Origin of the sequence: Streptomyces sp. NRRL F-2580, assembly GCF_000720115.1 — a bacterium.
GTDB lineage: Bacteria > Actinomycetota > Actinomycetes > Streptomycetales > Streptomycetaceae > Streptomyces.
The window spans coordinates 44,518-65,411 of sequence record NZ_JOIR01000009.1 but is presented as its reverse complement, the minus strand read 5'-3'; the positions used below and the strand labels follow the sequence as shown (position 1 = coordinate 65,411).

At 71.4% G+C, this 20,894-nt stretch carries 25 protein-coding genes; 14 read left to right on the top strand and 11 right to left on the bottom strand.

From position 1 onward, the window contains the following. Nucleotides 1–41: 41 nt before the first annotated feature. The gene (locus tag IF88_RS0111170; RefSeq protein WP_030709857.1) at nt 42–236 is read left to right on the top strand and encodes a superinfection immunity protein; all 195 of its coding nucleotides are present in this window, start codon (nt 42–44) and stop codon (nt 234–236) included. A 48-nt stretch (nt 237–284) separates the two neighbouring features. Here the strand turns inward: IF88_RS0111170 and IF88_RS0111165 are convergent, their stop codons facing one another. From IF88_RS0111165 to IF88_RS0111155, 3 genes are all read right to left on the bottom strand, one after another. Further along, a complete protein-coding gene (locus IF88_RS0111165; protein ID WP_030709854.1) occupies nt 285–875 on the bottom strand; it encodes an N-acetylmuramoyl-L-alanine amidase in 591 nt (196 codons plus the stop codon). Nucleotides 876–1,003: 128 nt separating this feature from the next. Continuing rightward, nucleotides 1,004–2,200: a globin domain-containing protein gene (locus IF88_RS0111160; RefSeq protein ID WP_030709852.1), complete on the bottom strand. Its 1,197-nt coding sequence runs from the start codon at nt 2,198–2,200 to the stop codon at nt 1,004–1,006. 174 nt (nt 2,201–2,374) lie between these two features. Continuing rightward, a complete protein-coding gene (locus IF88_RS0111155) occupies nt 2,375–2,830 on the bottom strand; it encodes an RrF2 family transcriptional regulator (RefSeq protein WP_030709850.1) in 456 nt (151 codons plus the stop codon). Nucleotides 2,831–3,071: 241 nt separating this feature from the next. Here IF88_RS0111155 and IF88_RS0111150 point away from each other — a divergent pair, with 241 nt between their 5' ends. The 5 genes from IF88_RS0111150 (at nt 3,072) to IF88_RS40195 (ending at nt 7,280) form a co-directional block, all read left to right on the top strand. Next, nucleotides 3,072–4,478: a family 2B encapsulin nanocompartment shell protein gene (locus IF88_RS0111150; RefSeq protein WP_030709848.1), complete on the top strand. Its 1,407-nt coding sequence runs from the start codon at nt 3,072–3,074 to the stop codon at nt 4,476–4,478. Next, on the top strand, nt 4,475–5,527 hold the full coding sequence (locus IF88_RS0111145) for a family 2 encapsulin nanocompartment cargo protein polyprenyl transferase (protein ID WP_030709847.1): 1,053 nt from the start codon (nt 4,475–4,477) through the stop codon (nt 5,525–5,527). The genes IF88_RS0111150 and IF88_RS0111145 overlap by 4 nt, the downstream gene beginning before the upstream one ends. 116 nt (nt 5,528–5,643) lie before the next feature. After that, nucleotides 5,644–6,237 carry a GNAT family N-acetyltransferase gene (locus IF88_RS0111140; protein ID WP_030709845.1) on the top strand — a complete coding sequence of 198 codons (594 nt, stop codon included), beginning with the start codon at nt 5,644–5,646 and terminating at the stop codon, nt 6,235–6,237. A 160-nt stretch (nt 6,238–6,397) separates the two neighbouring features. Continuing rightward, entirely contained in the window at nt 6,398–6,982 is a 585-nt protein-coding gene (locus tag IF88_RS0111135) for a dihydrofolate reductase family protein (protein ID WP_030709843.1), read from the top strand. A gap of 94 nt (nt 6,983–7,076) precedes the next feature. Further along, nucleotides 7,077–7,280, top strand: coding sequence for a hypothetical protein (locus IF88_RS40195; protein ID WP_037805701.1), 204 nt, complete (start codon nt 7,077–7,079; stop codon nt 7,278–7,280). Nucleotide 7,281: 1 nt separating this feature from the next. Here the strand turns inward: IF88_RS40195 and snpA are convergent, their stop codons facing one another. After that, nucleotides 7,282–7,950, bottom strand: coding sequence for a snapalysin (gene snpA, locus IF88_RS0111125; protein ID WP_030709841.1), 669 nt, complete (start codon nt 7,948–7,950; stop codon nt 7,282–7,284). A gap of 211 nt (nt 7,951–8,161) precedes the next feature. Between snpA and IF88_RS0111120 the strand changes: the two genes are divergently transcribed. The 3 genes from IF88_RS0111120 (at nt 8,162) to IF88_RS0111110 (ending at nt 11,164) form a co-directional block, all read left to right on the top strand. Continuing rightward, entirely contained in the window at nt 8,162–9,094 is a 933-nt protein-coding gene (locus IF88_RS0111120) for a LysR family transcriptional regulator (RefSeq protein ID WP_030709835.1), read from the top strand. A gap of 194 nt (nt 9,095–9,288) precedes the next feature. Continuing rightward, the gene (locus IF88_RS0111115) at nt 9,289–10,251 is read left to right on the top strand and encodes a DUF4097 family beta strand repeat-containing protein (protein WP_030709833.1); all 963 of its coding nucleotides are present in this window, start codon (nt 9,289–9,291) and stop codon (nt 10,249–10,251) included. 1 nt (nt 10,252) lies between these two features. Continuing rightward, the gene (locus tag IF88_RS0111110) at nt 10,253–11,164 is read left to right on the top strand and encodes a PadR family transcriptional regulator (protein ID WP_030709827.1); all 912 of its coding nucleotides are present in this window, start codon (nt 10,253–10,255) and stop codon (nt 11,162–11,164) included. A gap of 196 nt (nt 11,165–11,360) precedes the next feature. Here the strand turns inward: IF88_RS0111110 and IF88_RS0111105 are convergent, their stop codons facing one another. The 4 genes from IF88_RS0111105 to IF88_RS0111090 form a co-directional block, all read right to left on the bottom strand. Continuing rightward, entirely contained in the window at nt 11,361–11,933 is a 573-nt protein-coding gene (locus IF88_RS0111105) for a Clp protease N-terminal domain-containing protein (RefSeq protein WP_030709825.1), read from the bottom strand. Beyond that, nucleotides 11,933–12,142 carry a helix-turn-helix domain-containing protein gene (locus tag IF88_RS0111100; RefSeq protein WP_030013034.1) on the bottom strand — a complete coding sequence of 70 codons (210 nt, stop codon included), beginning with the start codon at nt 12,140–12,142 and terminating at the stop codon, nt 11,933–11,935. The genes IF88_RS0111105 and IF88_RS0111100 overlap by 1 nt, the downstream gene beginning before the upstream one ends. 56 nt (nt 12,143–12,198) lie before the next feature. Beyond that, nucleotides 12,199–13,161 carry a zinc-binding dehydrogenase gene (locus IF88_RS0111095; protein WP_030709823.1) on the bottom strand — a complete coding sequence of 321 codons (963 nt, stop codon included), beginning with the start codon at nt 13,159–13,161 and terminating at the stop codon, nt 12,199–12,201. A 426-nt stretch (nt 13,162–13,587) separates the two neighbouring features. Beyond that, the gene (locus tag IF88_RS0111090; RefSeq protein WP_030709818.1) at nt 13,588–14,790 is read right to left on the bottom strand and encodes an NAD(P)-dependent malic enzyme; all 1,203 of its coding nucleotides are present in this window, start codon (nt 14,788–14,790) and stop codon (nt 13,588–13,590) included. Between the two features lie 526 nt (nt 14,791–15,316). Here IF88_RS0111090 and IF88_RS0111085 point away from each other — a divergent pair. Genes IF88_RS0111085 through IF88_RS0111075 form a run of 3 tightly spaced genes read left to right on the top strand, consistent with a single transcriptional unit; the run spans nt 15,317 to nt 18,021 of the window. Continuing rightward, a complete protein-coding gene (locus IF88_RS0111085; protein WP_030709816.1) occupies nt 15,317–16,276 on the top strand; it encodes an ABC transporter substrate-binding protein in 960 nt (319 codons plus the stop codon). A 39-nt stretch (nt 16,277–16,315) separates the two neighbouring features. Beyond that, a complete protein-coding gene (locus IF88_RS0111080; protein WP_030709814.1) occupies nt 16,316–17,257 on the top strand; it encodes an amino acid ABC transporter permease in 942 nt (313 codons plus the stop codon). Then, nucleotides 17,257–18,021, top strand: a complete 765-nt coding sequence (locus tag IF88_RS0111075) for an amino acid ABC transporter ATP-binding protein (protein WP_030709812.1) — start codon at nt 17,257–17,259, stop codon at nt 18,019–18,021. Before IF88_RS0111080 ends, IF88_RS0111075 begins: the two co-directional genes overlap by 1 nt. 101 nt (nt 18,022–18,122) lie before the next feature. Here the strand turns inward: IF88_RS0111075 and IF88_RS0111070 are convergent, their stop codons facing one another. After that, nucleotides 18,123–18,914, bottom strand: a complete 792-nt coding sequence (locus tag IF88_RS0111070) for a class I SAM-dependent methyltransferase (protein WP_030709810.1) — start codon at nt 18,912–18,914, stop codon at nt 18,123–18,125. Between the two features lie 83 nt (nt 18,915–18,997). Between IF88_RS0111070 and IF88_RS0111065 the strand changes: the two genes are divergently transcribed. Beyond that, the gene (locus tag IF88_RS0111065) at nt 18,998–19,627 is read left to right on the top strand and encodes a CGNR zinc finger domain-containing protein (protein WP_030709807.1); all 630 of its coding nucleotides are present in this window, start codon (nt 18,998–19,000) and stop codon (nt 19,625–19,627) included. On the opposite strand, the gene sodX is transcribed toward IF88_RS0111065, so the two are convergent. Then, nucleotides 19,531–19,950: a nickel-type superoxide dismutase maturation protease gene (sodX, locus tag IF88_RS0111060; RefSeq protein WP_030709805.1), complete on the bottom strand. Its 420-nt coding sequence runs from the start codon at nt 19,948–19,950 to the stop codon at nt 19,531–19,533. The two genes, IF88_RS0111065 and sodX, sit on opposite strands and share 97 nt — an antisense overlap. Before the next feature lie 171 nt (nt 19,951–20,121). Here sodX and sodN point away from each other — a divergent pair, with 171 nt between their 5' ends. Further along, nucleotides 20,122–20,517, top strand: a complete 396-nt coding sequence (gene sodN / locus IF88_RS0111055; protein WP_030709803.1) for a superoxide dismutase, Ni — start codon at nt 20,122–20,124, stop codon at nt 20,515–20,517. A gap of 148 nt (nt 20,518–20,665) precedes the next feature. Here the strand turns inward: sodN and IF88_RS0111050 are convergent, their stop codons facing one another. Continuing rightward, the gene (locus IF88_RS0111050) at nt 20,666–20,854 is read right to left on the bottom strand and encodes a DUF6104 family protein (protein WP_030709801.1); all 189 of its coding nucleotides are present in this window, start codon (nt 20,852–20,854) and stop codon (nt 20,666–20,668) included. Nucleotides 20,855–20,894: the final 40 nt, after the last annotated feature.

The window sequence follows — 20,894 nt, the reverse complement described above, 5'->3', positions numbered from 1 at the left end:
GGTGATGATGGGGCGTCATATCCGGTGGCGGTGGGGGATTCATGGGTAGCAGCGATGCGATTCCGTTCGGCGTGGTGGGGCTCTTGGTCATCGCCCTCGCCTATTTCATTCCGACTGCCGTCGCATTCGGCCGCGGGGTGCCCAACAAGGGTTCCGTGCTGGTGGTCAACCTGTTCTTGGGCTGGTCCGTGGTGGGATGGGTGATCGCGCTCGCCATGGCCGCGCGCAGCAGGTAGCGGGGCTCCGCCGTCGTCCCCGGCGTGGCGCCGGGGACGACGGGCCGGCTACTTCAGGCGCTCGCCGATGCGTTCGCGCAGCGAGGCCATCGTGAAGCCCCGGGGGTCGACCTTGCCCGGCTGCCATTCGAGGTGGCCGATCACCGAGCGGGCGGTCCAGGCGTGTACCCGGCACAAGGCCGCCGCCGCGCGGGTGATGGCGTCGAGCTGGACCGCCGGCCAGGGGTCCTCGCCGTCGCCGAGGTTCTCGCACTCGAAGCCGTAGAAGTGGCGGTTGCCGTCGGTGTCGGCCTGGTTGTCCGGAGGGAGCCGCTTCTCCGCGATCACCGCCGCCAGGACGTCGGAGTCGCCGAGGCCGGCGTGGTTGGCGCGGCCGTAGCCGACCAGGTGGACCCGGCCGTCCTTGGCGATCACGCCGTGGCAGAGCGGGCCCGGCAGGGCGCTGTGGCCCTCCCGGCAGAGCTGGACGGTGTACGGGGTGCCGCGGGTGACCGTGTGGTGGATCATCACCCCGTGCACCGGGCCCCACGGCCCCTTGTGGTTGCGGTTGTGGGTGCGCCAGGCGCCGACCTCGACGACGGTCAGACCCTCGCGCCGGAGCGCGTCGATGAACCGGTCCGCGGACATGGGTGCGGCCATGGCCGCCTCCTTCGTTGCGGTGCGGGACGGACACCCTGTGTGTTCGTCTCATCACGCTACGGTTTAGTGGAGGCGACCCTTCCGCGGCTAGTGTTTTCGTACGGCGAGCGAGCCGATCCGGACACGGCTCATGCGGAAGCGAGCCAGAGGTCCGGGCCGAACACCTCGTAGTGGATGTCGCGGGCCGGCACGCCCTTGGCGATCAGCTGCTCGCGCACGGCCCGCATGAAGGGCAGCGGCCCGCACAGGTAGGCGTGGGTGCCGGGGGCGACGGGGACGGCCGAGAGGTCCATGCGGCCCTCGCCGTCGCCGGGCTCCGCCGCCTCCTCGTACCAGAACCGGGCGGAGGCCTCGGCCAGCTTGTGGGTCAGGGCCCGGTGGTCGCCGCGCAGCGGGTGGTCGGCGGGGGAGCGGTCGGCGTGCAGCACCGTCACCGGGGCGCCGTACCCGGTGTCGGCCAGGTGCTCCAGCATCGAGAGCATCGGGGTGCAGCCGATCCCGGCCGAGGCGAGCAGGACCGGGGCCGTGGAGTCCCGCAGGACCAGGTCGCCGTACGGGGCCGAGATGCGCAGGGTGTCACCGGTACGGACGCGGGCGTGCAGGTGGTGGGAGACCTCGCCGTCGGGGCCCGCGGCGGCCGGGCCGTGGACCCGCTTGACGGTGATCGCGCGCACCGGGGAGCCGGGCGAGGAGGACAGGCTGTACTGGCGGATCTGGCGGGCGCCGTCCGGGAGTTCGACCTGGACCGAGACGTACTGGCCGGGCTTGAACGCGGGCGCGGGGGCGCCGTCCGCGGGGGCCAGCCGGAAGGTGGCGCAGTCGGCGGTCTCCTCCGTCCGGCCGGTGACGGTCCACTCGCGCCACACGTCCCCGGCGGCGATCCGCCGCTCGGCGTACAGGCGCTCCTCGATGGCGACGAGGGCGCCCGCCATCAGCCAGTAGACCTCGTCCCAGGCCTCGGCGACCTCGGGGGTGACCGCCTCGCCGAGGATCTCCGCGATGGCCGCGAAGAGGTGCTCGTGGACGACCGCGTACTGCTCCCGGGTGACGCCAAGGCTGGCGTGCTTGTGGGCGATGCGGCCGAGCATCACGTCCGGGCGGGTGTCCGGGTGCTCCACGAGGTGGACCGCGAAGGCGGCGATGGATCCGGCGAGCGCCTGCTTCTGGAGGCCGGCGTTCTGGTTGCCCCGGTTGAAGAGGTCCCGGATCAGCTCGGGGTGCGCCGCGAAGAGCTTCGTGTAGAAGAGCTCGGTGATCTCGCCGATCGCCGCCCCCACGGCGGGCAGGGTGGCTCGTACGGTCGCGGTCGACTTCTCGGAAAGCATCGTGGCTCCTCGCGCGCTTGCGTTGATGAATTGGTATCTGCGATGCGTATTTATGGTCGCGGAAAGGTGTGGCTGGTGGGGGTGTGGGCCCGTGCGGACTTCTGTTCGAGATCCTGGCGGGGCCGGTCCTCGCGCGTCACCGGGCGGCGGGAACCGGCCATCCGGCCGGGGCGGTCAGGGCCCTTCGGCCACCGTCGGCGCCCGGCCGGAAATGCCCAGCAGGAGCGGTCCCGTGGGGGCCGCCACCAGGTCGCTCACCGTCAGTGGGTCCAGTGCGGCGAAGAAGGCCTCCTGGGCCCTGCGCAGGGCCCCGCGCAGCAGGCAGGCGCCGCGCAGCGGGCAGGGGGAGGTGCCGTCGCAGTCCACGACGTCGCCCGCGCCCTCCAGCTCGCGCACCACCCCGCCCACCGAGGCGGCCCGGCCGGCGGAGGTCAGGGTCAGCCCGCCGCCGCGGCCGCGACGCGCCTCCACCAGCCCGAGGTGCTGCAGCCTGGCGACCACCTTGGCCGTGTGGGTGTACGGGACCTCCATGGCCGCCGCCACGTCGCGGGTGGTCGGGAGTTCGCTCTCCTCGATCGCCAGGCGCATCAGGACGCGCAGGGCCAGGTCGGTGAATCGGGTCAGCCGCATGGGGTCACCGTAGAAAACTTGCATCTCGTATGCAAAATACGCGGCCTAGCAAGGGCGAGGGCGGCCTGGCTGAAAACGATGGGGTGCGAGGGGCTCGCGAGACTCCTGGGGGAGAAGGGGAGCCCGAAAGGGTGCCCTGCACCCGGACGGAGTAGTCCCACCCTTTTGTGTAATGGTCCCATCACGTTCTGTGCTGAAAGGCTGACCCCGCAGATCCATGGAGTGATCGAAAGGGAAATACATGTCGGTCCAGGCAGGTTCCGAACCCGAGGCCCAGGCACCACAGCGCAGTCTCGGGACGACGGCCGCGCGGAACTTGGCAACCACGACCAAGTCCGCACCGCAGATGCAGGAGATCACCTCCCGGTGGCTCCTGAAGATGCTGCCGTGGGTCTCGGTACAGGGCGGCACGTACCGCGTGAACCGCCGGCTGAGCTACTCGGTCGGCAACGGCGTCGTCGAGTTCATCAAGACCGGCACCCAGGTCCAGGTGATCCCCGCCGAGCTCGGCGAGCTCCCGCTGCTGCGCGACTACGAGGACCTCGACGTCCTCGAAGAACTGGCCCAGCGCTGCCGGCAGATCGACTTCGAGCCCGGCCAGGAACTGACCGCCTTCGGCAGCCCCGCCGACCAGGTGTTCCTGCTCGCCCACGGCCGTGTCGACCAGATCGGCCCGGGCCCGTACGGGGACGACGCCGTCCTGCGGACCGTGGCCGACGGCGCGTACTTCGGCGAGGGCTCCCTGGTCGATGAAGAATCGATTTGGGAGTACACGGCCCGCGCCGCCACCGCCGGCACCGCGCTGGTCCTGACCCGCCAGGACTTCCAGCTGCTCGCCGACCGCGTCGACTCGCTGCGCGCGCACCTGGACAACGTACGGACGCTGCCCGCCCAGCGCACCAACAAGTACGGCGAGGCCGCGATCGAACTCTCCGCCGGCCACCAGGGCGAGGCCGTCCTCCCCGGCACCTTCGTGGACTACGAGGCGCGCCCGCGCGAGTACGAACTCTCCATTGCACAAACGGTCCTGCGGGTGCACAGCCGCGTCGCGGACCTCTACAACCACCCGATGAACCAGACCGAGCAGCAGTTGCGGCTCACGGTCGAGGCGCTGCGCGAGCGCCAGGAGCACGAGATGCTCAACAACCGCGACTTCGGCCTGCTCCACAACGCCGACTACGACCAGCGCATCCAGCCGCACGACGGCGCGCCCAGCCCGGACGACATGGACCAGCTGCTCAGCATGCGGCGCGGCTCCAAGCTCTTCCTGGCCCACCCCAAGGCGATCGCCGCGTTCGGCCGCGAGTGCAACAAGCGCGGGCTCTACCCGGAGTCGGTGGAGATCGGCGGCAACCGGGTGCCGTCCTGGCGCGGCGTGCCGATCTTCCCCAGCAACAAGATCCCGATCAGCGACGCCCGGACCACGTCCATCCTCTGCATGCGCACCGGCGAGGACGAGCAGGGCGTCATCGGCCTGCACCAGCCCGGCATCCCGGACGAGATCGAGCCGAGCCTGTCGGTCCGCTTCATGGGGATCAGCGAGCAGGCGATCATCTCGTACCTGGTCACCGCCTACTTCTCCGCCGCCGTGCTGGTGCCGGACGCCCTCGGCGTGCTGGAGAACGTCGAGATCGGCCGCTGGCGCTGAGTACGGTGAACGCCACCGCGACCGGTGAGGGCCAGGAGGCCGCCGCCCTCCTGGAACGGACGAGGCACACCGTCAACCCGGAGCTGCGCCGGACCGTCGAGAGCCTGCCCGGCGGGATGCGCCGCGTGGCGATGTACCACTTCGGCTGGGAGCGCGAGGACGGCACCCCGGCCGCGGGCAACGCCGGCAAGGCCATCCGGCCGGCCCTGGTCCTGGCCGCGGCCCAGGCGCTCGCGGGGCCGGGGGCGGGCCGGGCCGACGAGGCCGTACGGGCCGCGGTGGCCGTGGAGCTGGCGCACAACTTCACGCTGCTGCACGACGACGTCATCGACAAGGACGTCCGGCGGCGCGGCCGCGCCACCGCCTGGACCGTCTTCGGGACACCGGACGCGATCATCACGGGCGACGCCATGATGGCGCTCGCGCTGCGGCTGCTCGCGGAGGATCCGCATCCGGCCTCGGCGGCGGCCTCGTCCCGGCTCGCCGCGTGCGTCATCGAGCTGTGCGCCGGCCAGCAGGCGGACTGTGCCTTCGAGCAGCGCCCGAACGTCTCCCTCGACGAGTGCCTGACCATGGCGACGGCCAAGACCGGGGCCCTGCTGGGCTGCGCGTGCGCGCTCGGCGCGCTGTACGCCGGGGCCGGGCCGGACGAGGTCGACGCCATGGACGCCTTCGGGCGGGAGGCCGGGCTGGCCTTCCAGCTGATCGACGACCTGATCGGCATCTGGGGGGATCCGGGGCACACCGGCAAGCCCGCTGGAGCCGACCTGATCGCCCGCAAGAAATCCCTCCCGGTCGTGGCCGCCCTCACCTCCGGCACCGCGGCGGGGGAGGAACTGGCCGCGCTGTACGCGGGCCCCATGACCGGGGACGACGTGCGCGACGCGGCGGACGCGGTGGACCGGGCGGGCGGGCGCGACTGGGCCCAGGCCCATGCCGCGGACCGGATGGGGCGGGCGGTCCAGCAGCTGTCGCGCGCCGTGCCGGACCTCGCGGCAGCGGGTGGCCTGCTGGCGCTCGCGGAGTTCGTGACGCGCCGCACGCGGTGAGGGCACGACCGAGGCCTGTTCCGGCACGGCACGGTGCCGGAACGGGCCTTACCCCGCGTCCGCGCCAACCCTAGGATCACTCACGGTTGTTGACGCGTGAGCGAAGGGTGTGACCAGTGGTGCTGGAGATACGTCAGGCGGATCAGTCGGACCGGGACGCGGTCGCGCGGCTGCTCGACGAGGCCTTCCGCACGGACCCGGTGAGCAGCTGGGTCTTCCCCGACCCGGAGCACCGGGCCGCGGTGCACGGGAAGTTCCTCGGCGTCTTCGTGGACGTGGCGCTGGCCGAGGGTCGGATCGACTACGCGGTGGACGGCTCGGCGGCCGCGCTGTGGCTGCGGATCCCGGCGGGCGAGCCCGAGGGGGAGGACGAGATCCCGGCACGGATGCGCGCGGTGGCCGATCCGGACAACGAGCGGTGCGAGCTGGTCGGCCGGCTGACGGGCGCGGTGCACCCGACCGCGGAGGAGCACGAGTACCTGCTGATGATCGCGGTCGCCCCGGACCGGCAGGGGCAGGGGCTGGGGAGCGAGCTGATCCGGCCGGTGCTGGAGCGCTGCGACCGCGAGGGCGTGCCGGCGTACCTGGAGGCGAGCAGCGAGCGCAGCAAGGGGCTGTACGAGCGGCTGGGGTGGGAGTTCACGGGTGAGGCGGTGCGCCTGCCGGAGGGGCCGCTGATGTGGCCGATGTGGCGCAAGCCGCGCGGGTAGGTAGGTAGGCGGGCCGGGGCCGAGGGGGTGGGCGGGCTAAGGGGCTTGCGAATGAGGCTCGATTCAGGCTCGCGAATGGGGCTTGCGTAAGCACTTCACCTGAAGTACTTTCTCTGGCGTGCCTTCGGTGCGGGGGTGCGGTCGAACGGAAGAGAATCGCTTGCGCAAGCTCACGTACTTCATCGCCACGTCAGTCGACGGCTTCATCGGGGCCCCGGACGGCGACGGCGATTTCTTCTACTCCCACCTCGACGCCGAGTTCGTCGAACACCTCAAGGCCGAGTACCCGGAGACCATCGCGGCCCAGGGGCGCGCCGCCCTCGGGATCGCCGACGCCGAGCCGAAGCGCTTCGACGCGGTGCTCATGGGCCGGAACACGTATGAGCCGGGCCTCAAGGAGGGCGCGACCAGCCCTTACGGCCACCTGCCCGGGCAGTACGTCGTCTCGCGCTCCCTCACCACCTCGCCGGACCCCGAGGTCGAGCTGATCTCCGGAGACGTCGCGGCCAAGGTCCGCGAGCTCAAGGCCCGGGACGGGCTCGGCATCTGGCTCTGCGGCGGCGCCGACCTCGCCGCGCAGCTGATCGACGAGATCGACGAGTTCATCGTCAAGACCTACCCCGTCTTCCTGGGGACCGGCATGCCGATGTCGCGGGCCGGATTCGGGGTGCGCCCCCTGGAGCTGACCGGGGCCAAGATCCTCGGCGGCGGCCAGACGGTCACCTCGTACGCCGTCAAGCGCTGAGCCGGCCGGCCCCGGGTCCGGCCGGCCTGCCGGCCCCCGGTCCGCAGGCCCACTGCGACCCCCGGAACGCGCCGAACCGGCCTACCGTGGAGGTATGGCCGGTGAACAGCAGCAGCGCGCACACGAGACGGTCGCCCCGCAGGCCGGGCACGAACAGCAGACGTGCCCGGCGTGCGGGCGCCTCGTCGACACGGTGGTCAGACGGCGCAAGTCCCTCGGGATCTTCATTCCGGTGTGGGGCCGGGGCCCCTGCCGGAATCCGGGATGCCCCGCTTACGCGGACCCCGAGGAGCGGTGACTCAGCCCTTGGCCGCGAGTTCCTTCGCGCCCAGGCCGGAGGCGAAGCCGTTGGCCCAGAGCTGGTTGACGCGTGTCCGCTCGGCGGAGTTCGGGGTGGCGTTCTGGCACGAGGTGCCCGGTCCGCCGCCCGACATCAGCTCGGAGCACGGACCCGAGTAGTGGTCCGGGAGGCCCAGCACGTGGCCGGTCTCGTGCGCGGTCACGCGGGTGGAGTTGTACTGCTGGTTCTGCTGGTAGTCCAGGAAGATGTAGCCGCGGCCGTGCCCGTCCGTGCTCGCGTACGAGCCGCGTGAGTCGTTGCCCTCGCGGTACGAGAAGTTCCCGCCGGAGGACACCTCCTGGAGCTTGACGTTGCTCACCGAGCTGTTCCAGATCTGCGTGGAGCGGGCTATCTGGCTGCGGAAGCTGGGCGCGCTGCGGGTGTTGTACGTGACGGTCACGGCCAGGATGCCGGGGTTCGCGGCGCGCTGCTCGGCGACCGAGCGCTGCACGGCCTCGAAGAAGGCGCGGTTGGCCGCCTCGTTCTCCTGCGAGCCCGCGTACGCGGCGTAGCTGGCGGCATTGCCGACGGGGGCGGGAGCGGCGCTGGCGGTGGGGGTGACGCCGAGGGCGGCGGCGAGGCCGAGGCCGACGGTCGTGGCCAGAACGGCCTTACGGGAGTGGCGCATGTGGGGGAGCTCCTACTCGTCCGGTGCGGTGGGGGGTGGGTCGTTCGGTACCGGAGTCTGCGGGAGTGCCGTGGTCCGGCGGATGATGTCACTGCCCGATAGCGCCGGCCTATCGGGAAGATTTCGACAGCCCAACTAGCGTGAGAATGGCGGGATTCGGGGGGCTATCAGTGGCTGGTGCGGTCCGCTGGGCTCGGCCTACTCTCGGCTCATGGAGCTTGAGGTCAGGCACCTGCGCGCGCTGTGCGCCATCGCCGACGCCGGCAGCCTGCACAAGGCCGCCCGGCAACTCGGCGTGAGCCAGCCTTCCTTGACGACCCAGCTGCGCCGCATCGAACGGGCCCTGGACGGCGAGCTGTTCCTGCGCGAGCGGACCGGCTGCCGGCCCACCCCCTTCGGCCGGACCGTACTGGGCCGGGCGCGGCCGCTGCTCGCCGAGATGGCCGCGCTGGTGGCCGAGGCCCGGGCGCAGGCCCGCGGCCCGCGCCTGAGCATCGGCTCCACGGCCAGCCGGGCGCTGCCGGGGTGGCTGCGGCGGCTGCACCGGCGGATGCCGGACACCGAGACCTCGCTGGTGGTGGACGTCTCCGCCAACGCGCTGCTGCGGATGGTGGCCTCGGGGCAGCTGGACGTGGCGTTCGTGCACGAGGTGGAGGGCAGCCCGCTGCGGGTGCCGGCCGGGCTGCAGCTGCACGTGTTGATGGAGCGGGAGCCGCAGTTCGTGTCGATGTCCCGGGACCATCCGGCCGCCGCGCAGGCGGTGGTCTCCTTACACGACCTGGCGGCCGACCGCTGGATGGTCGACCCCTCGGTCGACGGCGAGTGGGACGGGCTGCGGCGGGTCTTCGCGGGGGCCGGGCTCGATCCGCCGGTGCTGCACGCCGACTACCACACGGCGACCTCGCTGATCATCTCCGGCGAGGCGGTCGCGCCCTGCCAGCCGACGTCCGGGCCGCGCGACGACATGGCGATCCGGCCGCTGTCGGGGGACCCCCTCGCCGTACGCCTGCTGCTGGCGACCCGGCCCGGCGCGCACGCGGAGGTCTACGAGGACCTCCGCGCCGCCTATCGCGAGGCGGCCCTGCGCACGCCCCCGTACCGCGCCTGGCTCCATCACCACGCGAGCCCCCTGCTGGCGGCCTGACGGCCCCCCGGGGCCCGCGCCCCTGACCCGCGGCGAACGCCGACGAGGCCGGATCTCCCGGCCCCGTCGGCGTTTTCGGCATGTCCGCGCACAGGCTTGACTTCCCCTGACCGCGATATATCGTGTTACTCAGAAGACGCGATATGTTGCGTGCGTCGAGCCCGGTCCGTGAACGCACGAGGAGGATCAGCACCATGGCAGAGCAGTCGTCCCGGCCGTCGCCTTCGCAGTCGACCTGGCACGTCGCCGAACCGCAGAAAGTCACCTTCGAGGCGCCGGTGACCGAGCTCCGCGTACGCGTCGTGAGCGGCACGGTGAACGTGGTCGCCGCCGAGGAGGGCCCGGCCCGCCTGGAGGTGACCGAGGTCGACGGGCCGCCGCTGTACGTGGTGCAGGACGGCGGTACCCTCACCGTCTCCTACGAGGACGTGCCCTGGAACGGCTCCCAGGGCTTCAAGCAGTGGTTCGAGTCCAAGCCCTGGAAGGCGTGGTCCGGTTCCGCCGCCGGCCGCAAGGCATGGGAGCGCAGCGCCGCGATCACCCTCACCGTCCCCGCCGCGACCCGGGTGCAGGTGGCCGCGGTCGACGCCACCGCCTTCGTCTCCGGCATCTCCGGCGGCACCGAGGTCAACGAGGTCTCCGGCGACGCCACGCTGGTCGGGCTCTCCGGCCGGGTCAAGGCGCACAGCGTCTCCGGCAGCGTCGAGGCCCAGTCGGTCACCGGCGACCTCCGCTTCCACTCGGTTTCCGGCGGCCTGACGGTCGTCGACGGCGAGGGCGTGAGCGTACGGGCCGACTCGGTCAGCGGCGACATGCTCCTCGACCTGGACCTCGACCCGGCGGCCGCGCGCCCCGTGGACATCGCGCTGAACTCGGTCTCCGGCCAGGTCGCGATCCGTCTCCCGCACCCCGCCGACGCCCGCGTGGAGGCCAACACCGCCACCGGCGGCGTCTCCAACGCCTTCGAGGACCTGCGGGTCTCCGGCCAGCTGGGCGCCAAGCGGATCACCGGCACGCTCGGCTCCGGCACCGGCACCCTGCGGGCCACCACCGTCTCCGGCGGCATCGCGCTGCTGCGCCGTCCGCCGTCCGACGTCGATGCCGACGCCCCCGCGCCCGCCGCCGCTCCCCCCGCGCTCGACAAGAAGGTGCTCTGACATGCCGCCCGTCTTCGCCCACGGCCGCCTCCGCCTCTACCTCCTCAAGCTGCTGGACGAGGCCCCGCGCCACGGGTACGAGGTGATCCGCCTGCTGGAGGAGCGCTTCCAGGGCCTGTACGCCCCCTCCGCGGGCACCGTGTACCCGCGGCTGGCCAAGCTGGAGGCCGAGGGCCTCGTCACGTACGCCACCGAGGGCGGGCGCAAGGTGTACTCCATCACCGAGGCGGGGCGCGCCGAGTTGGCCGACCGCGGCGGGGAACTCGCCGACCTGGAGCTGGAGATCCGCGACTCGGTCACCGAACTGGCCGCGGAGATCCGCAACGACGTCCGCGGCGCGGCGGGTGACCTGCGGCGCGAGCTGCGGGAGGCGGCCTCCGCGTCCGCGACCCCGGTCGAGGACGAGTCCTGGAAGGCGGCCAAGGAGGAGCTGCGCAAGGCGAGGCAGGAGTGGAAGGAACAGGCGCGCCGGGCGAAGGACGAGAGCCGCCGGGCGCGCGAGGAGGCGCAGCAGGCCCGCCGCCAGGCCAAGGAGGCGCAGGAGCGGGCCCGCGAGGAGGTCCAGCGCATAGCGGTGCAGCTGCAGGAACAGTTCGCCAAGTCCGGTGGGGTGCTCGGCAGTCTGGCGGGGGCGTGGCTGGGTGGCGGGGCGGGGCCGGCCGGGCCGGCGGCCGCGCCGACGGCTCCTGCGGCGGAGGCCGAGGCCGACGCCGATGCCCATGCGGGCTGGGCCGAGGATCTGGTACCCAGCGGTGACCCGGCGCGGGATCTGGACCGGCTGCTGGACCGCTTCCGCGACGAGGTGCGGGATGCCGCGCGGGACCACGGGGTGAGTGCGGCACAGGTGGCCGAGGCGCGGGTGGCGCTGGCGGCGGCCGCTGCCCGGCTGAGGGCGACGCTGCGGGCCGGGTAGGGAGCTCGGCCGCGGCGCCGGTGCGGGGGCTCCACCCCCGAGCTCCCGAGCCCCCGAGCCCCCGCGCCTCAATCGCCGGCGGGGCTGAAAGATCGGGGCTCCGCCCCGGACCCCGCGCCTCAATCGCCGGCGGGGCTGGAGCGGTGCGGCGGGGCCGGAGGGGTGCGGCGGGGCTGGATGTGCCCGGCTGGACTGGTCAGGCGGCGAGGGTTGTTTCGGCTGTTGTGTAGGTGATGCCGTGGTCCGTCAGGACCTCGGACACCGTGCCGGGGCGGGAGAGCAGGGCCAGCAGCAGGTGCAGGGTGCCGATGTGGTTGTCCTTGCGGCCCAGGGCGATGCGGAGGGACTGTTCCAGAACCTTCTTCGAGCCCGCGGTGAAGGGGACGCGGTAGCTGCCGGCGCGGTCGTCCGGCTCGGCGCGGCCCAGGGCCGAGCGGAGCGAGGCGCGCAGGGTCCGCCTGCGCGGCGCGGGGGCCGCGAGCGCGCCCTCGCCGTGGGTCTCCTCGATGCGGGAGACGATCTCGGTGAGGTCGATGCCGAGTCCGGCCAGCGCCTCCTCGTCCGCCCGGGACATGCCGCCCCGGCGGCGGGCCGCCGTCAGGTCGGCGGCCACCAGCGCGCGGTCCACGCCCAGCCGGTCCAGGGCCCCCAGCTCCAGCAGGGAGAGCAGCAGGTGCTCCTCGGTGACGGTGGCGGCCCCGGCCCGCCGGGCCTCGGTCACCGCCCCCGTCACCGTGTTCCGGGCGTCGGTCGTGAAGCGTTCGAACATCAAAGCCTCCCGTACTTCTTGTGCACGGCCTGCCGGCTGACGCCCAGCTCGGCCGCGATCTCCTGCCAGGACCACCCCTGCGCGCGGGCACTGCGTACCTGTACGGCCTCCAGCTGCTCCAGCAGCCTGCGGAGGGCGGCCACGGCACGCAGGCCCACACGCGGATCGCGGTCACCGGCCCGCTCGGCGAGATCGGTTGCTTCCGTCATGATGTCAATTTAGGTTGACGAGGGAGGTGTTGTCAACCTTCATTGACATGCCGTGCCTACGGGTTGAGGACGATCTTCCCGAAGAGGTCACCCGCCGCGAGCTTCTCGAAGCCCTCGCGCGCCCGGTCCAGCGGCAGCACCTCGTCGATGACCGGCCGGAGCCCGGTCGTCGCGCAGAACGACAGCAGGTCCTCCAGCTCGTCCTTCGAGCCCATCGTCGAGCCGACCACCTTCAGTTCCAGGAAGAAGATCCGGGTCAGCTCGGCGTGTGCCGGGCGGTCGCCGCTCGTGGCACCGGAGATCACCAGGGTGCCGCCGGGGCGCAGGGACTTCACCGAGTGGGACCAGGTGGCCGCGCCCACCGTCTCGATCACCGCGTCCACCCGCTGCGGCAGCCGCGCGCCCGGCTCGTACGCCTCCACCGCGCCCAGCTCCACGGCCCGCTTGCGCTTGGCCTCGTCCCGGCTGGTGGCGAAGACCCGCAGGCCCGCCGCCTTGCCGAGGGCGATGGCGGCGGTCGCGACCCCGCCGCCGGCGCCCTGGACGAGCACGGAGTCCCCGGGGCGGACCCCGGCGTTGGTGAACAGCATCCGGTACGCCGTCAGCCAGGCCGTCGGCAGGCAGGCGGCCTCCTCGAAGGTCAGCTCGGCGGGCTTGCGCAGGACGTTCCACGCGGGGACGGTCACCTGCTCGGCGAAGGTCCCCTGGTAGCGCTCGGTCAGGATCGAACGGGGCTCGTCGGGGCCGACCCCGTGGCCGCTCTGGCCGATCACGGAGTGCAGGACGACCTCGTTGCCGTCCTGGTCGATCCCGGCGGCGTCGCAGCCGAGGATCATCGGGAGTCTTTCCTCGCCGAGACCCACCCCGCGCAGCGACCACAGGTCGTGGTGGTTGAGGGAGGCGGCCTTGACGTTCACGGTCACCCAGCCGGGCCGGGCCTGCGGTGCCGGGCGTTCGCCCAGCACGAGGCCGTTCAGCGGCTGGTCACGGTCGATTCGGGCGGCGTAGGCAGCGAACATGCCGCGACGCTACCGCTCGGTAGGGCCGTGTTCCAGCCCCTCGGGAAGCACCCGCCTGAGGCCTTCGTCTCAGCCGCCCCGCCGCCGCCGGCCGCTCGGCGGACATTCGGCCACCTGGTGCGCCATCCCGGCCGGGAGGTGCACTGCGCGGAGCTGGAGCATGGTGGACAGGCGCCCGCGGGCGGTGTGAGGGGCCGCGTACGCCGTCAGGCCCCCCGTGGCCGCGATCTTCCTGGTGGCCCTCGACCGCTGAGGCGGGTGGGGGGGGGCGCCCCGGCCGGACCGGGCCGACGGGCGGAGTCCGGCGCGGCGGTGCGAAGCCGGTGAGGCCCCGGGGCCGCACCGCGCCAGCGGCGCGTCAAAGGACGAGGGCCCGGCCGGAGGGATCCGGCCGGGCCCTTGCCCGTACAACTGCTCGCTCGGCGGTCAGGCCAGGCGGGCCACGCCGTCGGCCTTCGCGGCGGCGGCGACGGCCGCGGCGACGGCCTCCGCGACGCGCTCGTCGAACGGCGACGGGATCACGTAGTCGGCGGCGAGCTCGTCACCCACGACACCGGCGATGGCGTCGGCGGCGGCGATCTTCATGCCCTCGGTGATCCGGGTGGCGCGGACCTTGAGGGCGCCCGCGAAGATGCCCGGGAACGCCAGCACGTTGTTGATCTGGTTCGGGAAGTCCGAGCGGCCCGTGGCCACGACCGCCGCGTACTTGTGCGCGACGTCCGGGTGGACCTCCGGGTTCGGGTTGGCCATGGCGAAGACGAAGGCGTCCTTCGCCATCGAGGCCACCGCCTCCTCCGGGACCGTACCGCCGGAGACGCCGATGAAGACGTCCGCGCCGGCGAGGGCCTGCTCCAGCGAACCGGTCTGGCCGGTCTTGTTGGTCAGGCCCGCGATCTCCGCCTTGACGTCCGTCAGGTCGGAGCGGTCCGCCGAGACGACGCCCTTGCGGTCGGTGACGCAGACGTCGCCGATGCCCGCGTCCACCAGGATCTTGGCGATGGCGATGCCCGCCGCGCCCGCGCCCGAGATGACGGCGCGCAGGTCGCCGAGGGTGCGACCCGTGAGCTTCGCGGCGTTGCGCAGCGCGGCCAGCGTCACGATGGCGGTGCCGTGCTGGTCGTCGTGGAAGATCGGGATGTCCAGCGCCTCCTGGAGGCGCCGCTCGATCTCGAAGCAGCGGGGGGCCGAGATGTCCTCCAGGTTGACCCCGCCGAAGGACGGGGCGAGGCGGATGACCGTCTCGATGATCTCGTCCGTGTCCTTGGTGGCGAGCGCGATCGGAACCGCGTCCACACCACCGAACTGCTTGAAGAGAATGGCCTTGCCCTCCATGACGGGGAGGGAGGCCTCGGGGCCGATGTCACCGAGTCCGAGCACGGCCGTGCCGTCGGTGACGACGGCGACCACGTTGGACTTCCAGGTGTACTCGTTCACCAGCTCCGGCTGCTCGGCGATGGCGCTGCACACTTTCGCCACGCCGGGCGTGTACGCGAGGGACAGGTCGTCCTTGTTGGTGACCGGCACGGTGGCCTGGATGGCCATCTTGCCGCCCCGGTGCAGCGCGAACACCGCGTCCGGGTTGTTGTCCGTGACGCTGTCACTGCGAGGGTTGATGATCTCCGCTGCCACTGTGTGTGACCCCTTAAGTCCTTTGAATCGTTGAGGGTGGCCACTCCTGGTTAAGGGGTGGGCGGGCACCGCGTCCGTACTCCGCATCGACGGTTGGCCCGTCTCCGCGGAGGGGAGGTTCGTACGCGCGGGCGCGCCGCACGCGCGCCCTGAGCCCCGGATGAGGGGTGTAAGGATCTGTTCTACCCGAAGAACGCTCGCCCAGACGAGTCGATTCCCGCTCAATCGTAGGTCGGTTGCCCCGCTTTTGGCGAAAAGTCCAAACCTTGTTGTCCGGCAGGCGAGACGCTCCGTAGAAACTGCGGTGAAAAGGCCAGGTCACGGCAGGTTCTGCGGTCTCGAACCCCCATGTCCGCAGTCCTGTTGGGCTACCCCCACCGCCCGTTATGCGATTTTGACCTGACGGGCACCCTGAATGTCTCAGTCCGAATGGCAAGATGCCGTAATCACACGAGGTCGCGACACTCGATGGTGCGTGCCCGACCGTTTTTCGATGCTTTTCCACCACTGCCGGAGGAACCAAGCCATGACCGCTAGCACCACCCGTCGTACGACCGCCGCACGGTCCCGGATCGCCGCGGTCGGCGCGATCGCGGTCGCCGGCGCCCTGATCCTCACCGGTTGTGGTGACCAGACCGACAAGGCCTCCACCAGCCCGTCCGGTGCGGCGAACAGCAGCGCGCCGCTCTTCTCGAAGCTCCCGAAGAAGATCCAGGACGCCGGTGTCATCAAGGTCGGCACGGACGCGACCTACGCGCCCATGGAGTTCACCGAGGGCGGCAAGATCGTCGGCGTCGACCCCGATGTCGCGGCGGCCCTGAGCAAGCAGCTCGGTGTGCAGTTCAAGTTCGAGTCCGGCACCTTCGACACCCTCATCGGCAGCATGCAGACGGGTCGCAGCGACCTGGTCATGTCCTCGCTGACCGACACCAAGGCCCGTCAGGAGGGCCTGGACGACAAGGGCGCCAAGACCGGTGCCGGTGTCGACTTCGTCGACTACTTCTCCGCCTCGACCGGCATCCTGGTCAAGAAGGGCAACCCCGAGGGCATCAAGACCCTCGACGACCTGTGCGGCAAGACGGTCGCCGTGCAGCGGGGCACCACGTACGAGGAGTCCGCCAAGACCCAGGCCGAGAAGTGCAAGACGGACGGCAAGGGCGAGCTCAAGATCGAGTCCTTCCCGAGCGACGCCGAGGCCCAGACCCGAGTGAAGGCCGGCGGCGCCTCCGCGGACCTGAACGACTCCCCGGTCGCCGCGTACATCGCGCAGACCGCCGGCGGCGGCAACGACTTCGAGGCCATCGCCAACCCGACCGACGCCGGCCTCTTCGGCATCGCGGTGGACAAGAAGAACACCGAGCTGCGCGACGCGCTCAAGGAAGCCCTCGACGCGGTCGTCAAGGACGGCACCTACAAGGCCGCCCTCGACAAGTGGAACGCGGGCTCCGGCGCCGTGACCGAGGCCAAGATCAACGCCGGTTCCTGACCTCCGCGTACCACCGCAGCACACTGAAGGGCAGTCACTGTGACTGACAAGCTCGACAAGGTCCCGGGCCCGGCGGACACCCCGCCGGCCGGGACCGTACCCCCCGAGGCGATCCGCGCCATTCCGGTCCGCCACTACGGCCGCTGGGTCAGCGCCGTGGTCGTCATCGGCCTGGTCGTGGCGCTCGCGATGGCCTTCTCGCAGGGCAACGTGCGCTGGGCGACCGTGCCGGAGAAGCTGTTCGACCCCACCATCCTCCGTGGCGTCGGCAACACGATCTGGATCAGCGTCGCCTCGATGGCCCTGGGCCTGGTGCTCGGTGTCCTCTTCGCGGTCATGCGGCTCTCGAAGAACCCGGTCACCAGCACCATCGCCTGGTTCTACATCTGGCTGTTCCGCGGCACCCCGGTGTACGTGCAGCTCCTCATCTGGTTCAACCTCGCCCTGATCTTCCCGATCCTGAACCTCGGGTTCTACAAGGACGAGATGACCCAGGTCATGACCCCGTTCCTGGCCGCCCTGCTGGGTCTCGGCCTCAACGAGGGCGCGTACATGGCGGAGATCGTCCGGGCCGGCATCCAGTCGGTCGACGAGGGCCAGACCGAGGCCTCGCACGCGCTCGGCATGACCCGCCTGCAGACGATGCGCCGAGTCGTCCTGCCGCAGGCCATGCGGGTGATCGTGCCGCCGTCGGGCAACGAGTTCATCAACATGCTCAAGACCTCGTCGCTCGTCGTCGCCGTGCAGTACTTCGACCTGCTGCGCGCGGCCCAGGACATCGCGTCCACCTCGTTCGCGGTGATGGAGATGTTCTTCGTCGCCTCGATCTGGTACCTCGCCCTGACCAGCGTGTTCAGCGTCGGCCAGTACTACCTGGAGCGCCGCTACGCCCGCGGTGCGCTCCGCTCCCTGCCGCCCACGCCGCTGCAGAAGATCAAGGCGAAACTCTCCAGCTTCTCGAACCGCAAGGCGGTGGCCTGATGACGACTGCCATGGTGAAGGCCGAGGGCGTCCACAAGTCCTACGGTGCGGCGCACATCCTCAAGGGCATCGACCTGGAGGTCGCCCCGCGTGAGGTGTTCTGCCTGGTCGGCCCGTCCGGTTCCGGCAAGTCGACCTTCCTGCGGTGCATCAACCACCTGGAGCAGGTCAACGCCGGACGGCTGTACGTCGACGGGCAGCTCGTCGGCTACCGCGAGAAGGGCGACAAGCTCTACGAGCTGAAGGACAGCGAGGTCGCGGCCCAGCGCCGGGACATCGGCATGGTCTTCCAGCGCTTCAACCTCTTCCCGCACATGACCGCCATAGAGAACGTCATGGAAGCCCCGGTCATGGTCAAGGGCGAGTCCAAGGCGGTGGCGCGCGAGCGCGCCATCAAGCTGCTGGACCGCGTGGGCCTCGGCGACAAGGGCGGGAACTACCCCAGCCAGCTCTCCGGCGGCCAGCAGCAGCGCGTGGCGATCGCCCGCGCGCTCGCCATGGAGCCGAAGCTGATGCTCTTCGACGAGCCCACCTCGGCGCTCGACCCGGAGCTCGTGGGTGACGTCCTGGACGTCATGCGCGACCTGGCCGAATCGGGCATGACCATGATCGTGGTCACGCACGAGATGGGCTTCGCCCGCGAGGTCGGCGACAACCTCGTCTTCATGGACGGCGGCGTGGTCGTCGAGTCGGGCAACCCGCGCGACGTGCTGGGCAACCCGCAGCACGAGCGCACGAAGGCGTTCCTGTCCAAGGTGCTCTAGGGCTCCGGCGCCCCGGCGCGCTCCGGCGCGCTGGTCGCACCGGCGGACAGGTGAGGGGCGGTACGGGATTCCCGTACCGCCCCTCACACGTGCTCACGTTCCTACTTCAGACCTAGGACCAGCGCGTCCGAGGGGGAGCGCCAGACGGTACGGGCCTCCGCGAAGCCCGCTCGGAGCAGGGCGGCGGTGTGCCAGGCCTCGGGCGGGGTGTCGCCGTCCGCGTGCTCCCCGTAGATCGCGAAGCGCTGCCTGACCGGCTCCGCGAGGAGCGGGTCGGCGGCGGCGAGCTCCCACCACTCGCGCCAGTCCACCGCGCCGGCCGTCCTGGCCCGGTCCATGCCGGCGTGCCGGTGGGCGTGCTCGGCGGCGTCGATGCGCGGGGTGGCCGGGTCGGGCATGTGGTCGGCGTTCATGAACACCCCGCCGGGGGCGACGAGCGGCGCGAGCTGGCCGTACAGGACGGACAGGTCGTCGCTGTGCAGCCAGTGCAGGGCGGTGGCGGTCAGGACCGCGTCGTACGAGTCGTGGGGGAGGGCGTCGCGCCAGTGCGGGTCCTTGAGGTCGGCGGTCACGAAGGTGACCCGCGCGTCCCCGGCGAAGTGGCCCTCGGCGATCGTCAGCAGCGCGGGATCGAGATCGACGCCCGTACTGGTGGCTCCCGGGAACCTCTTGAGGACGCGGTCCGTGATACTTCCCGTACCGCACGCGAGATCCAGCACCCGGGGGGTGGTTCCGACCAGGGCCTCGACCATGTCCAGCATGACCCGGAACCGCTCCTCGCGGTCGGGCATGTACCACTCCTGCTGCCGGTCCCAGCTGTCCTGCCAGGCCTGCCAGTACCCCGTGCCGGTAGCGGCATCTGCCGTATGAGCCGTATCAGCCGTATTCGCCATCACGAATCCCCTCCATACGTAATACCCTCGAAGACGTCTCAGCCGTTACCAGAGACACTAATCCGCAGCCGTAAGGACTACAAGTGGAACTGGCCCATTACTCGGACTTCGCCGTGCGCCTGGTCAACACCGAGGAGCCGGCCCGCAACAAGGACGCGCTCACCTCCGTGGACGCCGTCCGTGCCCTGTTCGGCGCAAGCGTGCAGATGGCCCGCCGCGTCACCGACACCGACGTCACCCGCTTCCGCAACGTACGGGCCCGGCTGCGCGCCGTCTTCGAGGCCGCCGACAGCGGTGACGACGTCCTCGCGGTCGACCTGCTGAACTCGCTGCTCATGGAGTTCCCGGTCAGCCCCCAGGTCTCCGGGCACAAGACCATCGGCGAGGACGGCCGCCCCGACTGGCACATCCATCTCGCCGAGCACCCCTCGAACGCATCGGCGGGCTACGCCGCCATGGCGGCCATGGGTCTGGCCTTCGCCCTCACCGAGCACGGCCCCGACCGCCTCGGCCTCTGCCAGGCCGCGCCCTGCCGCAACGCCTACCTCGACACCTCCACCAACCGCTCCCGGCGCTACTGCTCCGACCGCTGCGCGACGCGGGCCAACGTGGCCGCCTATCGCGCCCGCAAGCGGCTGGAGGCCGAGGCGTCCGCCAGCAGCGGCCGCAGCGCCGAGGCCGCCCAGGACAGCCGGGCCCTCAGCGAGCGCTGATCCTCCTCGCGCGGCCGGAAGCGTAGCACCGCCGTCGCCAGCACCAGCTCTGCGGGCACAGGCCCGTAGACGGTGCTGTCGCCGGTCTTGTTGTACGGGTTGTCGCCCAGCACCCACCAGCCGCCCGGCCGCCGCTCCACCGCCCGCTTGATCACCAGCAGGTCCTGCTGGAACGGATGGCGCAGCACCACCACGTCACCCGGGCGGACGGCCGCCCCGTAGCGGACCAGCACCTGGTCCCCGTTGGTCAACGTGGGCACCATCGACGCCCCCGTCACCTCCACCACCCCGAACCGCTTCCGCGGGCGCCCGTTCTCCACCATGCGTGTCCTCCTCGTCACCCCCGCATGCTGCCGCACGGGTCCGTACATTCGCTCACCGGTCCGGCCGCGCCCCTGGACTTTTGTCCTAAGCCCATGGGGGCGCCCGCGAAATCCGGTTGTTCAGCGAGTAATCTCCCCCTTGAGAAGACGATCACGAGGAGGACAAACTCCATGCTTTCCCGCCTCTTCGCCCCCAAGGCGAAGGTCTCCGCCCACTGCGATCTTCCGTGCGGCGTGTACGACCCTGCCCAGGCCCGCATCGAGGCCGAGTCCGTCAAGGCCGTGCAGGAGAAGTACCAGGCCAACGACGACGCCGACTTCCGCGCGCGCGCCATCACCATCAAGGAGCAGCGCGCCGAGCTCGCCAAGCACCACGTCTCGGTGCTGTGGAGCGACTACTTCAAGCCGCCGCACTTCGAGAAGTACCCCCAGCTGCACACCCTGGTCAACGACACCCTGAAGGCCCTCTCGGCCGCCAAGGCGTCCAACGACCCGGCGACCGGCGCGAAGGCCCTCGAGCTCATCGCCGAGATCGACCGCATCTTCTGGGAGACCAAGGCCGCCTGATCCGGCGCCCCACCCCCGGCTCGCGCCCGCCCCAGCGGCGACGCGAACACGAGAACGGCCCGACTGCCACGCGGCGGTCGGGCCGTTCTCGTTCTCCGCCTCCCGGCCACGCGTACCGGCACGCGTCCTGCCGCAGTGCGCGCCGTGCTCACTCGTCGGCGTCGTCGTCCTCGTCGTCCAGGCGGGCCAGCCAGGTGGCCAGGCGTTCCACCGGGACCTCGAAGTCCGGGTTCAGGTCGACGAAGGTGCGCAGCTGCTCGGCGAGCCACTCGAAGGTGACCTCCTCCTCGCCGCGCCGCTTCTCCAGCTCCTCGATGCCGCGATCGGTGAAGTACAAGTCGGGCTCCGTGCCGTGATGGGGGTGTGCAGGGGGTGTT